This is a genomic window from Pseudomonas eutrophicaquae (assembly GCF_023544715.1).
Lineage (GTDB): Bacteria > Pseudomonadota > Gammaproteobacteria > Pseudomonadales > Pseudomonadaceae > Geopseudomonas.
The window spans coordinates 56,883-70,356 of sequence record NZ_JAMJEZ010000008.1 but is presented as its reverse complement, the minus strand read 5'-3'; the positions used below and the strand labels follow the sequence as shown (position 1 = coordinate 70,356).

15 protein-coding genes are annotated in these 13,474 nt (G+C 68.0%); 13 read left to right on the top strand and 2 right to left on the bottom strand.

Annotation, left to right across the window (positions count from 1 at the left end):
• Positions 1–67: 67 nt before the first annotated feature.
• The 10 genes from MXC11_RS05625 to MXC11_RS05580 all read left to right on the top strand — a co-directional run bounded on the left by MXC11_RS05625 (position 68) and on the right by MXC11_RS05580 (position 9,680).
• Positions 68–1,474 carry an adenosylmethionine--8-amino-7-oxononanoate transaminase gene (locus MXC11_RS05625; protein ID WP_250006387.1) on the top strand — a complete coding sequence of 469 codons (1,407 nt, stop codon included), beginning with the start codon at positions 68–70 and terminating at the stop codon, positions 1,472–1,474.
• Positions 1,475–1,717: 243 nt separating this feature from the next.
• Positions 1,718–2,953 carry a hypothetical protein gene (locus tag MXC11_RS05620; RefSeq protein ID WP_250006385.1) on the top strand — a complete coding sequence of 412 codons (1,236 nt, stop codon included), beginning with the start codon at positions 1,718–1,720 and terminating at the stop codon, positions 2,951–2,953.
• A gap of 148 nt (positions 2,954–3,101) precedes the next feature.
• The gene (locus MXC11_RS05615; RefSeq protein ID WP_250006383.1) at positions 3,102–3,821 is read left to right on the top strand and encodes a 16S rRNA (uracil(1498)-N(3))-methyltransferase; all 720 of its coding nucleotides are present in this window, start codon (positions 3,102–3,104) and stop codon (positions 3,819–3,821) included.
• Between the two features lie 105 nt (positions 3,822–3,926).
• Positions 3,927–4,886 (top strand): glutathione synthase, encoded by a 960-nt coding sequence (gshB, locus tag MXC11_RS05610; RefSeq protein WP_250006381.1) that lies wholly within the window; start codon positions 3,927–3,929, stop codon positions 4,884–4,886.
• Positions 4,887–4,952: 66 nt separating this feature from the next.
• Positions 4,953–5,819: a TonB family protein gene (locus MXC11_RS05605; protein WP_250006379.1), complete on the top strand. Its 867-nt coding sequence runs from the start codon at positions 4,953–4,955 to the stop codon at positions 5,817–5,819.
• A gap of 47 nt (positions 5,820–5,866) precedes the next feature.
• Positions 5,867–6,436, top strand: coding sequence for a YqgE/AlgH family protein (locus MXC11_RS05600; protein ID WP_250006377.1), 570 nt, complete (start codon positions 5,867–5,869; stop codon positions 6,434–6,436).
• Positions 6,433–6,867 carry a Holliday junction resolvase RuvX gene (ruvX, locus tag MXC11_RS05595; RefSeq protein ID WP_250006368.1) on the top strand — a complete coding sequence of 145 codons (435 nt, stop codon included), beginning with the start codon at positions 6,433–6,435 and terminating at the stop codon, positions 6,865–6,867. Before MXC11_RS05600 ends, ruvX begins: the two co-directional genes overlap by 4 nt.
• A 17-nt stretch (positions 6,868–6,884) precedes the next feature.
• Positions 6,885–7,397 (top strand): bifunctional pyr operon transcriptional regulator/uracil phosphoribosyltransferase PyrR, encoded by a 513-nt coding sequence (gene pyrR / locus MXC11_RS05590; RefSeq protein ID WP_250006366.1) that lies wholly within the window; start codon positions 6,885–6,887, stop codon positions 7,395–7,397.
• A 10-nt stretch (positions 7,398–7,407) separates the two neighbouring features.
• A complete protein-coding gene (locus tag MXC11_RS05585) occupies positions 7,408–8,412 on the top strand; it encodes an aspartate carbamoyltransferase catalytic subunit (RefSeq protein ID WP_250006364.1) in 1,005 nt (334 codons plus the stop codon).
• A complete protein-coding gene (locus tag MXC11_RS05580) occupies positions 8,409–9,680 on the top strand; it encodes a dihydroorotase (protein WP_250006362.1) in 1,272 nt (423 codons plus the stop codon). Before MXC11_RS05585 ends, MXC11_RS05580 begins: the two co-directional genes overlap by 4 nt.
• A 62-nt stretch (positions 9,681–9,742) precedes the next feature.
• Here the strand turns inward: MXC11_RS05580 and MXC11_RS05575 are convergent, their stop codons facing one another.
• Together MXC11_RS05575 and MXC11_RS05570 are read right to left on the bottom strand one after the other, a co-directional pair.
• The gene (locus MXC11_RS05575) at positions 9,743–10,138 is read right to left on the bottom strand and encodes an NINE protein (RefSeq protein ID WP_250006517.1); all 396 of its coding nucleotides are present in this window, start codon (positions 10,136–10,138) and stop codon (positions 9,743–9,745) included.
• A 30-nt stretch (positions 10,139–10,168) separates the two neighbouring features.
• Positions 10,169–11,203, bottom strand: a complete 1,035-nt coding sequence (locus tag MXC11_RS05570; protein ID WP_250006360.1) for a type IV pilus twitching motility protein PilT — start codon at positions 11,201–11,203, stop codon at positions 10,169–10,171.
• 72 nt (positions 11,204–11,275) lie between these two features.
• Here MXC11_RS05570 and MXC11_RS05565 point away from each other — a divergent pair, with 72 nt between their 5' ends.
• From MXC11_RS05565 to MXC11_RS05555, 3 genes are read left to right on the top strand one after another with little or no spacing between them, the layout of a single operon-like run.
• Positions 11,276–11,980: a YggS family pyridoxal phosphate-dependent enzyme gene (locus tag MXC11_RS05565; RefSeq protein WP_250006358.1), complete on the top strand. Its 705-nt coding sequence runs from the start codon at positions 11,276–11,278 to the stop codon at positions 11,978–11,980.
• A gap of 33 nt (positions 11,981–12,013) precedes the next feature.
• Complete coding sequence (gene proC, locus MXC11_RS05560; protein ID WP_250006356.1) at positions 12,014–12,832, top strand: pyrroline-5-carboxylate reductase; 819 nt, start codon at positions 12,014–12,016, stop codon at positions 12,830–12,832.
• 9 nt (positions 12,833–12,841) lie between these two features.
• On the top strand, positions 12,842–13,438 hold the full coding sequence (locus MXC11_RS05555; RefSeq protein ID WP_250006354.1) for a YggT family protein: 597 nt from the start codon (positions 12,842–12,844) through the stop codon (positions 13,436–13,438).
• The last annotated feature ends 36 nt before the right edge of the window (positions 13,439–13,474 follow it).

The following is a 13,474-nucleotide window of genomic DNA, read 5'->3' as shown; positions in this document are numbered from 1 at the left end:
CGGATTGCCCGAAGGCTGGAGCGCCCCGCTAAACTGTGGCCCCCCCACTGCCCCGCGGAGCCTTGCGATGAGCCACAACCAGCACTGGATGGAGCGCGATCTGGCCGTGCTCTGGCACCCCTGCACGCAGATGAAGGACCACGAGCAGCTGCCGCTGATCCCGATCCGTTCCGCCTCCGGCGTGTGGCTGGAGGACTTCGATGGCAAGCGCTACCTGGATGCGGTCAGCTCCTGGTGGGTCAACGTGTTCGGCCACGCCAACCCGCGGATCAATGCACGGATTCGTGAGCAGCTGGATAGCCTCGAGCACGTGATGCTCGCCGGTTTCAGCCATCAACCGGTGATCGAGCTGTCCGAGCGCCTGGTGGCGCTCACCCCGCCGGGGCTGGAGCGGGTGTTCTACGCCGACAACGGCTCCTCGGGGATTGAGGTGGCGCTGAAGATGAGCTTCCACTACTGGCGCAACGCCGGCCAGACCCGCAAGCAGCGCTTCGTCACCCTCACCAACAGCTACCACGGCGAAACCATGGCGGCGATGTCGGTGGGCGATGTGGCGCTGTTCACCGACACCTACAAGCCGCTGCTGCTCGATACCTTCAAGGTGCCGAGCCCCGACTGCTACCTGCGCCCCGAGGGAGTGAGCTGGGAGGCGCATTCGCGGACCATGTTCGCGCACATGGAGCAGACCCTCGCCGAGCATCATCAGGAGATCGCCGCGGTGATCGTCGAGCCACTGATCCAAGGCGCCGGCGGCATGCGCATGTATCACCCGATCTACCTGACCCTGCTGCGCGAGGCCTGTGACCGCTACGGCGTGCACCTGATCGCCGACGAAATCGCCGTCGGCTTCGGCCGCACCGGCACGCTGTTCGCCTGCGAACAGGCGGGGATCACGCCGGATTTTCTGATTCTCTCCAAGGCACTGACCGGCGGCTACCTGCCGATGGCGGCGGTGCTGACCACCGATACCGTCTATCAGGCCTTCTACGCCGACTACGCGACCCTCAAGGCCTTCCTGCACTCGCACACCTACACCGGCAACCCGCTGGCCTGCGCCGCGGCGCTGGCAACCCTGGACATCTTCGCCGAAGACGACGTGATCGTGCGCAACCAGGCGCTGGCCGCGCACATGGGCCACGCCACCGAGCACCTCAAGGAGCATCCGCACGTTGCCGAGGTACGCCAGACCGGCATGGCGCTGGCCATCGAGATGGTCGCCGACAAGGCCAGCAAGACGCCCTATCCGTGGCAGGAGCGCCGTGGGCTGGTGGTCTATCAGCATGCGCTGCGCCGTGGTGCGCTGCTGCGCCCGCTGGGCAGCGTGGTGTACTTCCTGCCGCCCTACGTGATCAGCCTAGAGCAGATCGACTTTCTCGCCGAGGTGGCCAGCGAGGGCATCGACCTGGCCACTTCAGCGCGGGTTACCGTGCGTCCATCCGCGAGCGCGCGGGCGACGTTTCATGATCCGGGCTGAAGCCACAAATAGATCGCCAGTAATTTGACACCGCAGGCAACTTAAAAAGGATGCAGGCATACAGCCGACGTATTTTTGCCTAAAAATCTGCGAAACTGCAAAAAATGATGGCTAAATCACGCAAAAATGCACGCTTATCACTTTTTTGCTGAACGTTTCACAGAAAAATGGTCTCATATTTCACAAAGGGGGGAAGTTTCCTCCACCCCGCATGAATACCGTCATTCTCTGAGGGATAGACCTATGACCAAACTCCTTTCTGTCCGCAGCTCCACTGCTCTGGCCCTGATCCTGGCGACCGGTCTGCTGGCAGGCTGCAGCGGCTCCAGCAAGCGGTATTACGTCGTTGATGACAGCAGCGCGGCGCAGCAGACCGATGGCTCCAGCAGCCTTGGTGGGACTGATGGCACGGATGGCGGCGACACCACTGGCGATGCCAGCCAAGGCGGCGGCGTGGGTGCGGGCGATACCACAACCGACACCAATACCGGCACCGGCACTGGTGATGACTCTCTGGTCACTGATGGCACTGGCACTGTCACTGATGGCACCGGCACGGATACCGGCACCACCGCCACCAGCGGCCTGATTGGTAACGTGCAGGATACGGTCAGCAACCTGACCGACGGCACCCTGCTCGAGCCGGTCGACGGCCTGGTCGAAACCTTGGTCGACTCTGATAGCGGCCTGCTGTCTCCGGTAACCGGCCTGCTCGACAACCTGACCGCCGGCAGCAACGACGGCAGCGGCACCATTTCTGACCTGCAGGGCACTCTGGATACACTGAGCGACGATACCGCCCTGAGCCCGGTGGTCTCGCTGGTGGATACCCTGATCGATCCCACCACCGGCGTCCTGGCTCCGGTCACCTCCTCGCTCGACAACCTGACCGGCACCAGCGGCGCCCTGCAGCCGGTCGGCGATCTGGTTGATACCCTGGCCACTGGCGACGATGCCCTGCTGCAGCCGCTGGTCGACACCCTGGACGGCACCGTGACCAACCTGCTGGGCACTGACAGCCTGCTGGGCGGCGTCACCGGTGGTCTGACCGGCCTGGTGGACAGCAGCAACAATGGCGGCAGCGGCGACGGCACCATCACCGACGTGCAGAACACCGTCGACACCCTGCTGGACGATACCGCCCTCGGTGGCCTGACCTCGGTGGTCGACAACCTGGTCGACCCGAGCGGCAGCACTCTCGATGGCCTGACCAGCCCGCTGGAAAGCCTGACCGCTGAAGGTGGCGCCCTGCAGCCGGTCGGCGATCTGGTCGACACCCTGGCAACTGGTGACGGTGCTCTGCTGGAGCCGGTCGTGGATCTGGTGGAAGGCACTGTGGACGGCGTACTGGGCGGCGACTTGCTCGGCGGCCTGACTAGCGGCCTGACCGGCACTGATGCCAGCGTCAGCACGGATGGCAGCACGACCGAAGCCTCGGCAGGTACCGGCCTCCTGAATCTCGGCATCCTCGGCCTGTAATCCCAGGCACAGCTGCTGTAAACACCACGCCGCCCGCTGCACTGCAGCGGGCGGCGTGCGCGTTTCTGGCCTTCGCCCTCGCACAGCCCTACCCGCTCCGCCCCGCGGCCAGTAAGCTTGCCAGCCCCTCCTTCATTGCCCTGCTGCCATGCGCCTGTCCCGCTTCTTTATCGATACCCCGCTAAGTCTTGGCACCCACACCCTGTCCGAGACCCAGACCCACTACATGACCCGCGTGCTGCGCCTTGGCAGCGGCGATGCGCTGCAGCTATTCGACGGCAGCGGCTGGGAGTTTCGTGCCACGCTCGGCGCGCTCAGCAAGAAGAGCGCCACCGTCGAGCTGCATGAGCGGATCGCCGGCCTGCCTGAGTCGCCCCTGCACCTGCATCTGGGTCAGGGTCTGTCGCGCGGCGAGCGCATGGACTGGGCGATCCAGAAGGCCACCGAGCTGGGCGTGAGTGAAATCACCCCGATCGTCAGCAGCCGCTGCGAGGTGCGCCTGCGCGATGAGCGCGCCGACAAGCGCCTGGCCCACTGGCAGCAGGTGGCGATCAGTGCCTGCGAGCAGTGCGGCCGCTCGGTGGTGCCGGTGATCCACCCGCCGGTGGCGCTGGAGAGCTGGCTCGCGTCACTGCAGGCGGACCTCAAGCTGGTCCTGCACCCGGTTGCCGCACCGCTGGAAAGTCACGTCCGCCCGGCTTCGCTGGCCTTTCTGATCGGTCCGGAAGGCGGGCTGAGTGACGAGGAAGTCCAGGCCGCCCAGCGCAGCGGCTTCCAGGCCGCCCGCCTCGGGCCACGGGTGCTGCGCACCGAAACCGCACCGGTGGTCGCGCTGAGCGTTGCCCAGCAGCTGTGGGGCGATTTCTGAGCGCCACGCGCCGCCGCCCCTTGACTCCGCCGCATAGCGCCGCCACCTTGAGCGCCTGCCACCTTCCCGACGGCCCCGCCGTCGCCCTACCCAGGAGCACCACCGATGAGCATTCGTCTGGGCATCATCATGGATCCCATCGCCCATATCGCCTTCAAGAAGGACAGCTCGCTGGCCATGCTGATGGCGGCCCAGGCCCGCGGCTGGTCGCTGTTCTACCTCGAGCAGCAAGATCTGTACCTGCGCGACGGCGAGGTGCGCGCCTGCCCGCGCCCGCTCAAGGTCTTCAATGACCCCAAGCACTGGTTCGAACTGGGCGACGAGCAGGACATCGCCCTGCACGAGCTGGATGTGGTGCTGATGCGCAAGGACCCGCCGTTCGACAGCGAATTTCTCTACTGCACCCACCTGCTGGAGCAAGCTGAGCGCCGCGGCCTGCTGGTGGTCAACCGCCCGCAAAGCCTGCGCGACTGCAACGAAAAGCTCTTCGCCACCCGCTTCCCGCACTGCACCCCACCCACCCTGGTCAGCCGCCGCAGTGATGTGCTGCGCCGCTTCGCCCAGGAGCATCACGATGTGATCTTCAAGCCGCTCGATGGCATGGGCGGCTCGTCGATCTTCCGCCACCGCGCGGGCGATCCGAACCTCTCGGTGATCCTTGAGATCCTCACCGCCCACGGCAGCCGGCAGATCATGGCGCAGCGCTACCTGCCGGCGATCCAGGACGGCGACAAGCGCATCCTGATGCTCGACGGCGAGCCGGTTCCCTACTGCCTGGCGCGCATCCCGGCCCAGGGCGAGACCCGTGGCAACCTGGCCGCTGGCGGCCGTGGCGAGGCCCGCCCGCTGACCGAGCGCGACCGCTGGATCGCCACCCAGGTCGGCCCGACCCTGCGCGAGATGGGGCTGCTGTTCGTCGGCCTGGATGTGATCGGTGAGCACCTCACCGAGATCAACGTCACCAGTCCGACCTGCATCCGCGAGATCGACGCCGCGTTCGATACCGACATCGCCGGTCAGCTGATGACAGTGATCGAGCGCCACCTGCAGGCCCGCCGCGCCTGACGAGTACTGCCGGGGCGCCGCCATCACCGGCTACGCCCCGGCCAGAGCCACTGGCGCTGCGCCCCGATGCCCCTGCCCCGCCGCCTGCCGTCCCTGCTGCCCTGGCTGGCGCTGGCGGCTGCCTTGCACCTGCTGGTCCTTGGCGCCCTGCAGGCGCCGCGGCTGTCCGCGCCGACGCCGATCCGCAGTTTTGATCTGCAGCTGGAGCGCCCGAGCACGCCTGCCCCGGCCGCGCCAGCGCCGATCGAGCGCGCGGATACGCCATCTGCCAGCCCGGCACCGCCGCCGCCAGCCGCGGCGGTCGCCCCGAGCATGCCCCCTGCTGCACCGGCGCCGGTCCGGCCTGCCACCGCGGCCACACCCACTCCGCGCCCGCCCGCGCGTCCAGCGCGCAGCGTGCCAGATACCACCCGACCCACGCCCGCGCCCCAGCGCGCAGCGCCTGCCAAGCCAGCCCCCGCCCGCGCCACGCAAAAGGCGGCCGTGCCCGCACCAAGCCTGCGCTTTGACAGCACCTCGCTGGCCGCCGAGGTGGCTGGGCTGAGCCGCGAGCAAACCTTCGCCGCCCCGCGCGGGCTGCGCGTACACCGTCTGGATGCCCGCAGCAGCCGGCGTGACAAGGGCAACTGGTACCGCGAGGAGTGGCGGCGCAAGGTCGAGCGGGTCGGCAATCTCAACTACCCCGAGGCCGCACGGCACCAGCAGCTCTACGGCAGCCTACGCCTGCGGGTGGCGATCAACCGCGACGGCAGCCTGCGCGAGGTGACCCTGCTGGAATCCTCCGGCCAGCCACTGCTCGATCAGGCCGCGCTGCGCATCGTGCGTCTGGCAGCACCGTTCAGCCCGTTCAGTGGCGATCTGGCCGATGTCGATGTGCTGGAAATCGTCCGCACCTGGCGCTTTGAGCGCGGCCACCGGCTGGCCAGTCCATAGCCGCAGCAGACTTGAAGCGCGCCGCCGGAAGGTCGACACTAGCGCGCATGAATACGACCGCACATCACTCCCTCAAGCACCACTTCCTGATCGCCATGCCGCAGATGGCCGATCCCCATTTCGCCCACACCGTGGTCTATATCGTCGAGCACAACGAGTTCGGCGCCATGGGGCTGGTGATCAACCGCGATACCGGGCTGACCCTTGGGCATGTCCTCGAGCAGCTGCAACCGGAGCTGAAGGCCGTCGAGGCGCGTCAGCAGGTGCCGATCTATGCCGGCGGCCCGCTGCACAGCGATCGCGGCTTCGTTCTGCATCCGCACGGCTGGCAGTTCCAAGCCACCGTCGATCTGGGCCCGCTGTCGATGTCCACCTCCCAGGACAGCCTGATCGCCATCGCCGAAGGTCACGGTCCCGAGCGCTGCCTGATTGCCTTGGGCTATGCCGGCTGGGACATCGGCCAGCTGGAAGCCGAACTGCTCGACAACGCCTGGCTGACCTGCCCGGCCGACCCGGCCGTCCTGTTCGATACCGCCAGCGACCAGCGCCTGCAGCAGGCCGTGGCGTCGCTGGGGATCGATCTGGGCCGTCTGGCGCCCCAGGCCGGCCACGCATGAGCACCCCGCGGCTGCTGCTTGGCTTTGACTACGGCACCCGGCAGATCGGCGTGGCCGTCGGCCAGGCGATCACCGGCCAGGCCCGCGAGCTGTGCGTGCTCAAGGCGCAGAACGGCGTGCCGGACTGGAGCCAGATCGAGCGCCTGGTCAACGAATGGCAGCCGGATGCGATCGTCGTCGGCCTGCCGCTGAACATGGACGGCACGCCCAGCGAGATGAGTGCGCGCGCCGAAAAGTTCGCCCGTCGCCTGCACGGCCGCTTCAACCGGCCGGTCTTTACCCATGACGAGCGCCTGACCACCTTCGAGGCCAAAGGCCTGCGACTGAACGAAGGCCAGCGCGGCGGCTACCGCGAGCGCCCGGTCGATGCCCTGGCCGCGGCCCTGCTGCTGGAAGGCTGGCTGCAGCAGCACCCCACCTCTTCGCCCTGATCATCCAAGGACTGCCCATGCACCTGCCCGACCCCGCCGCCCTGCTGGCGCAGATGGCCACCGACCTGCGCGACCACCTGACCCGCGGCATCCTTGAGCCACATTTTGTCGGCATCCAGACCGGCGGCGTCTGGGTCGCCCGCGCCCTGCTGGCCGAACTGGGCCAGAGCGAGGCGCCGCTTGGCACCCTCAACGTGTCCTTCTACCGTGACGACTTCAGCCGCACCGGCCTGCACCCGCAGGTGCAGCCCTCGGAGCTGCCCTTCGAGGTCGAGGATCAGCACCTGGTGCTGATCGACGATGTGCTGATGAGCGGGCGCACGGTGCGCGCCGCCCTCAATGCCCTGTTCGACTACGGACGCCCGGCCAGCGTGACGCTGGTCAGCCTGCTGGATCTGAACGCCCGCGAGCTGCCGATCTGCGCCGATGTGCTGGGGGCGACCCTGTCGCTGGCCGCCGATGAGCGGGTAAAATTGCATGGTCCCGCACCGCTCGCCCTCGAGCTGCAGACCCTCGCCGCCTCCCACTGAGAATCCCGCGATGACGCCGAACGACGCCAAGCGCCCGCTGCAGCTCAACGACCAGGGCCAGCTGCGCCACTTCCTCTCGCTCGACGGCCTGCCCCGCGAGCTGCTGACTGAAATTCTCGACACCGCCGACTCCTTCCTCGAGGTCGGGGCGCGTGCGGTGAAGAAGGTTCCGCTGCTGCGCGGGCGTACCGTGTGCAACGTGTTCTTCGAGAACTCCACCCGTACCCGCACCACCTTCGAGCTGGCCGCCCAGCGCCTGTCGGCGGACGTGATCACCCTGAATGTGTCGACCTCCTCGACCAGCAAGGGCGAGACGCTGACCGACACCCTGCGCAACCTCGAGGCGATGGCCGCCGATATGTTCGTGGTGCGCCACGCCGACTCGGGCGCTGCGCACTTCATCGCCGAGCATGTCTGCCCGCATGTCGCGGTGATCAACGGCGGCGATGGCCGCCACGCGCACCCGACCCAGGGCATGCTCGACATGCTGACCATCCGCCGGCATAAGGGCAGCTTCGAGAACCTTTCGGTGGCGATCGTCGGCGATATCCTGCACTCGCGGGTGGCGCGCTCGAACATGCTGGCACTGAAGACCCTCGGCTGCCCGGACATCCGGGTGATCGCGCCCAAGACCCTGCTGCCGATCGGCATCGAGCAGTACGGCGTGCGCGCCTACACCGATCTGGCTGAAGGCCTCAAGGATGTCGATGTGGTGATCATGCTGCGTCTGCAGCGCGAGCGCATGCAGGGTGGCCTGCTGCCCAGCCAGGGCGAGTTCTACAAGCTCTACGGCCTCACCGAGCAGCGCCTCAAGCTCGCCAAACCCGATGCCATCGTCATGCATCCGGGGCCGATCAACCGCGGGGTGGAGATCGAATCGGCGGTCGCCGACGGCGCCCAGTCGGTGATCCTCAATCAGGTGACCTATGGCATCGCCATCCGTATGGCGGTGCTGTCCATGGCGATGAGCGGACAACTGACCCAGCGCCAGCTCGAACAGGGAGACGCCCAGTGAAAACCAGCATCCACGGCGCCCGCGTGATCGACCCGGCCAGCCGCCTTGATCAGGTCTGCGACCTGCATATCGACAACGGCCGCCTCATTGCCCTCGGCGCGGCGCCCGCCGGCTTCACCGCCGAGCAGCAGATCGCCGCCCACGGCCTGATTGCCGCCCCCGGCCTGGTCGATCTGGCGGTCAGCCTGCGCGAGCCGGGCTATACCCGCAAGGGCACCATCGCCAGCGAAACCCGCGCCGCCGCCGCCGGTGGCGTGACCAGCCTGTGCTGCCCGCCACAGACCAAGCCGGTGCTCGACACCACCGCGGTGACCGAGCTGATCCTCGATCGCGCCGCGGCCGCCGGGCACACCCGGGTGTTCCCGATCGGTGCGCTGAGCAAGGGGCTCGAGGGCCAGCAGCTGGCCGAACTGGTCGCACTGCGTGATGCCGGCTGCGTGGCCTTCAGCAACGGGCTAGCGCCGATGAGCGGCAACCGCGTGCTGCGCCGCGCCCTGGAATACGCCGCCACCTTCGATCTGACCGTGGTACTGCAGCCGCAGGACGCCGATCTGGCCGAAGGCGGCCTGGCGCACGAAGGCCCGACCGCCAGCTTCCTCGGCCTCTCCGGCATCCCGGAAAGCGCCGAAACCGTGGCGCTGGCCCGCGACCTGCTGCTGGTCGAGCAGAGTGGCGTGCGCGCCCACTTCAGCCAGATCACCAGCGCGCGCGGCGTGGAGATGATCGCCGCGGCCCAGGCACGCGGCCTGCCGGTGACCGCCGATGTGGCGCTCTATCAGCTGATCCTCACCGACGAAGCGTTGGTCGGCTTCTCCAGCCTCTACCACGTGCAGCCGCCGCTGCGCACTCGCGCCGACCGTGACGCGCTGCGCGAGGCAGTGAAAAGCGGGGTGATCTCGGCGATTGCCAGCCATCACCAGCCCCACGAAGCAGATGCCAAGCAGGCGCCGTTCGGCGCCACCGAACCGGGGATATCCAGCGTTGAGCTGCTGCTGCCGCTGGCGTTGACCTTGGTTGAGGAAGGGGTGCTGGATCTACCGACCCTGCTGGCGCGGCTGACCTGCGGTCCGGCCGAGGCGCTGCGCCTGCCGGTCGGACGTCTGGCGGTCAGGGAGGCGGCGGATCTGGTGCTGTTCGACCCGCGCGCCCAGACCGTCGCCGGCGAGCACTGGCACTCGCGCGGCAGCAACTGCCCGTTCAGCGGCCATTGCCTGCCGGGCGCGGTGCGCTACACCCTGCTGGATGGAGAGATCCGCCATCAGGGCTGAGCCGCTGCCCTACCCCACAAGGCCCGCCCGCGTGCGCGGGCCTTGTCGTTTGCTCGCCAGGCTCAGAACAGCCGGGCGTTGCGGATCGACACCTGCTCGTTGAGGGTCCAGAAGTCGTAAAGCACCCCGATCAGGAAGAAGCCGCCGGTCAGCAGGTAGAGAATCCCAGTGATCCATTTGCCCAGATACAGGCGATGCACGCCGAAAACCCCCAGGAAGGTCAGCAGCAGCCAGGCGACGTTGTAGCTGTAGCGCCCACCGTGAAAGCGCAGGTCCGCCTCGCGGTCCATGCCGGGAATCAGAAATAGGTCGATCAGCCAGCCCACCCCGCACAGTCCCAGGGTGAGGAACCACAGGGTGCCGGTGACCGGACGGCCATAGTAGAAGCGGTGCGCACCGAGAAAGCCAAAGATCCACAGCAGGTAGCCAATGGTCTTGCGGTGGGTATCGAGAAGCATCGGACGCATGCCGTCCTCCTGACGTCGGGTTCAAAAATCCTGGGGACTGCGCGCCAGCGCGCGGGCCGCGTCACGGCTGATCAGCCCCTGCTCGAGCAGCCGCGCAAGCCCGGCATCCAGCGTCTGCATGCCCAGAGCGCCGCCAGTCTGCATGGCCGAGTAGATCTGCGCCACCCGATCCTCGCGAATCAGGTTGCGCACCGCGGGCGTCGCCAGCAGCACTTCCTGCACCGCCATCCGGCCACCGCCGCTGCGCGGCAGCAGCTGCTGGGCGATCACCGCCCGCAACGTGCCAGACAGCAGGCTGCGCACCATGCCCTTCTCATCGCCGGGGAAGACATCGATCAGCCGGTCGATGCTCTGGGCGGCGCTGGCAGTGTGCAGGGTGGCGAAGACCAGATGGCCGGTCTCCGCCGCGGTCAGTGCCAAGCGGATACTCTCCAGATCACGCAGCTCGCCGATCAGCAGGATGTCCGGATCCTCGCGCAGTGCCGCGCGCAGGGCGCTGGAAAAGTCCCGGGTATCGCGCCCCACCTCGCGCTGGCTGATCAGGCACTGGGCCGGCTGATGCACGAACTCCACCGGGTCCTCAAGGGTGAGGATGTGCTGGCGGCGCTGGCGGTTGATCCAGTCCAGCAGCGACGCCAGGGTGGTGGACTTGCCGGAGCCGGTCGGCCCGCAGACCAGCACCAGCCCGCTGGGCAGACTGGCGATCTGCCGGAACACCGGGGCACTCAGCAGCGTCTCCAGCGGCGGAATTTCGCTCGGGATGCGGCGCAGCACCGCCGCCGCACCGCGCTGCTGGCGAAAGGCATTCAGGCGAAAGCGCCCAAGACCCGGCCAGTCGATCGCACCATCCAGCTCGTGGGTGCGCCGGTAATCGGCGAGGCGCTCGGCGCCGACCAGCGCCTCCAGCCACGTCAGCACCGCCTCGTCGGTCAAGGCCGGCAGCGCGAGCGCGTGCAGCTCGCCGTCGATGCGCAGCCGCGGCGCCAGCCCCGCGGAGAGGTGCAGATCGGAGGCGCCCTCGGTCACGCACAGGGTCAGCAGTTCGGTAAGGTCCATGGGGATACCCAATTGCAGGCGAAGGGTTAGAATGCCGGTCTCAGCCAGCGGCCGCACAGGCAGGACAGGTGAATGTCGATGATCCGGGACACTCTCGCAAAGGTCCGTCAGCGTATTCGTGACGCGGCGCAAAGCGCCGGACGCCACGCCGACAGCGTCGGTCTGCTGGCGGTGAGCAAGACCAAGCCGGCCGAACAGCTGCGCGAGGCCTTCGCCTCTGGCCAGCGCGACTTTGGCGAAAACTACCTGCAGGAAGCGCTGGGCAAGCAGGTGGCGCTGGCCGACCTGCCGCTGGTCTGGCATTTCATCGGCCCGATCCAGTCCAACAAGACCCGCGCGCTGGCCGAGCACTTCGACTGGGTGCATTCGGTGGACCGCCTGAAGATTGCCGAGCGCCTGTCCGCCCAGCGCCCCAGCCACCTGCCGCCGCTCAATATCTGCCTGCAGGTGAATATCAGCGAGGAGCCGAGCAAGTCCGGCTGCCTGCCCGAGGAGGTGCCGGCGCTGGCCGCCGCGATGGCGGCCCTGCCGCACCTGCGCCTGCGCGGGCTGATGGCCATTCCCGCGCCCAGCACCGACCCCACCACCCAGCGCGCCGCCTTTGCCCGCCTGCGCCAGTTGCAGGCCCAGCTGCCACTGCCCCTCGACACCCTGTCGATGGGCATGAGCGAGGATCTGGAAGCCGCGATTGCCGAAGGTGCTACCTGGGTGCGCGTCGGCAGCGCGCTGTTCGGCGCCCGCACCGCTCCCGCCACGGCCGCGGATACCGCGCCCTGACGCCCCCGGCCTGTTATCGACAAGGAATCCCCCATGCAGCATCCCCGTATTGCATTCATTGGTGCCGGCAACATGGCCATCAGCCTGATTGGCGGCCTGATCGCCCGTGGCGTACCGGCTGAGCAACTGATCGCCAGCGACCCCTATGCCGAGCAGCGCGAGCGGCTGAGCCGTGAGCAGGGCGTGCGCGCGGTCGAGGACAATGCCGAGGCCTTGGCCGGCGCCGATCTCGTGGTGCTGGCCGTCAAGCCGCAGGTCATGCAGGCGGTCTGTCAGGCGCTGGCAACGGCGCTGCCGGCCCACGCGCTGATCGTCTCGATTGCTGCCGGCATCCCCTGTGCCAGCCTCGAGCGCTGGCTGGGTGCGCGGCCGATCGTGCGCTGCATGCCCAACACCCCGGCGCTGCTGCATGCCGGCGCCAGCGGTCTGTATGCCAATGCCGCAACCAGCGAGGCGCAGCGCGAACAGGCCGAGAACATCCTGGAGGCAGTCGGTCTGACCCTGTGGCTGGCGGACGAGGCACAGCTCGATGCGGTGACCGCGGTCTCCGGCAGCGGTCCGGCCTACTTCTTCCTGCTCATGGAGGCGATGAGCGCCGCCGGCGAGCGCCTCGGCCTGGATGCCGACACCGCCAGCCTGCTGGCCCGCCAGACCGCCTTTGGCGCCGCGCGCATGGCGCTGGTCAGCGAGCTGTCGCCGGCTGAACTGCGCCGCCGGGTCACCTCGCCGGGCGGCACCACCGAGGCGGCCATCCGCACCTTCCAGGACGGCGGCTTCGAGGCGCTGGTCGAGGCGGCGCTCAAGGCCGCCGCCCAGCGTTCGGCCGAGATGGCCGAGCAGCTCGGTCAGTAAGGGGGCGTGATGAACGGACTAGGCACCGCCGGAACCTACCTGCTGCAGACCCTCGGCAGCCTGTACCTGATGATCGTGCTGCTGCGCTTTGTCCTGCAGCTGGTACGCGCCGACTTCTACAACCCGATCAGCCAGTTCGTGGTGCGCGCCACCCGGCCACTGCTCAACCCGCTTCGCCGGGTGATTCCGGGGCTGGGCGGGCTGGACCTGTCCTCGCTGGTGCTGGCGCTGCTGGTGCAGCTGGCGGTGATGGCGCTGATCCTACTGCTGGCCGGCATCAGCCTGCCGCTGACCCTCTGGCCGCAGCTGCTGGTCTGGGCGCTGATTGGTGTGGCGGCGATGTTCGTCAACCTGTTCTTCTATGCGCTGATCGCCAGCGTGATCCTCTCCTGGGTCGCGCCGCACAGCAGCAACCCCGGCGCCCAGCTGGTGCAGCAGGTCTGCGAGCCGCTCTTGATGCCGATTCGCCGGCTGCTGCCAAGCCTCGGCGGGCTGGATCTGTCGCCGATCTTCGCCTTTATCGCGCTCAACCTGATGGAGATGCTGGTGATCCGCAATCTGGCAGTGATGACCCAGATGCCCCGGGCCCTGAGCCCGTTCCTCTGAGCCCTGCAGGGCAGGCCGCTGCGGCGGACCTGCCCT

What these genes read in the sequence shown, in the direction of transcription:
- MXC11_RS05620 (WP_250006385.1), top strand. Translation starts at nt 1,718, where the DNA reads ATGACCAAACTCCTTTCTGTCCGCAGCTCCACTGCTCTGGCCCTGATC.
- ruvX (WP_250006368.1), top strand. Translation starts at nt 6,433, where the DNA reads ATGAGCACCCCGCGGCTGCTGCTTGGCTTTGACTACGGCACCCGGCAG.
- gshB (WP_250006381.1), top strand. Translation starts at nt 3,927, where the DNA reads ATGAGCATTCGTCTGGGCATCATCATGGATCCCATCGCCCATATCGCC.
- MXC11_RS05555 (WP_250006354.1), top strand. Translation starts at nt 12,842, where the DNA reads ATGAACGGACTAGGCACCGCCGGAACCTACCTGCTGCAGACCCTCGGC.
- proC (WP_250006356.1), top strand. Translation starts at nt 12,014, where the DNA reads ATGCAGCATCCCCGTATTGCATTCATTGGTGCCGGCAACATGGCCATC.
- MXC11_RS05625 (WP_250006387.1), top strand. Translation starts at nt 68, where the DNA reads ATGAGCCACAACCAGCACTGGATGGAGCGCGATCTGGCCGTGCTCTGG.
- MXC11_RS05600 (WP_250006377.1), top strand. Translation starts at nt 5,867, where the DNA reads ATGAATACGACCGCACATCACTCCCTCAAGCACCACTTCCTGATCGCC.
- MXC11_RS05575 (WP_250006517.1), bottom strand. Translation starts at nt 10,138, where the DNA reads ATGCTTCTCGATACCCACCGCAAGACCATTGGCTACCTGCTGTGGATC.
- pyrR (WP_250006366.1), top strand. Translation starts at nt 6,885, where the DNA reads ATGCACCTGCCCGACCCCGCCGCCCTGCTGGCGCAGATGGCCACCGAC.
- MXC11_RS05605 (WP_250006379.1), top strand. Translation starts at nt 4,953, where the DNA reads ATGCCCCTGCCCCGCCGCCTGCCGTCCCTGCTGCCCTGGCTGGCGCTG.
- MXC11_RS05570 (WP_250006360.1), bottom strand. Translation starts at nt 11,203, where the DNA reads ATGGACCTTACCGAACTGCTGACCCTGTGCGTGACCGAGGGCGCCTCC.
- MXC11_RS05585 (WP_250006364.1), top strand. Translation starts at nt 7,408, where the DNA reads ATGACGCCGAACGACGCCAAGCGCCCGCTGCAGCTCAACGACCAGGGC.
- MXC11_RS05565 (WP_250006358.1), top strand. Translation starts at nt 11,276, where the DNA reads ATGTCGATGATCCGGGACACTCTCGCAAAGGTCCGTCAGCGTATTCGT.
- MXC11_RS05615 (WP_250006383.1), top strand. Translation starts at nt 3,102, where the DNA reads ATGCGCCTGTCCCGCTTCTTTATCGATACCCCGCTAAGTCTTGGCACC.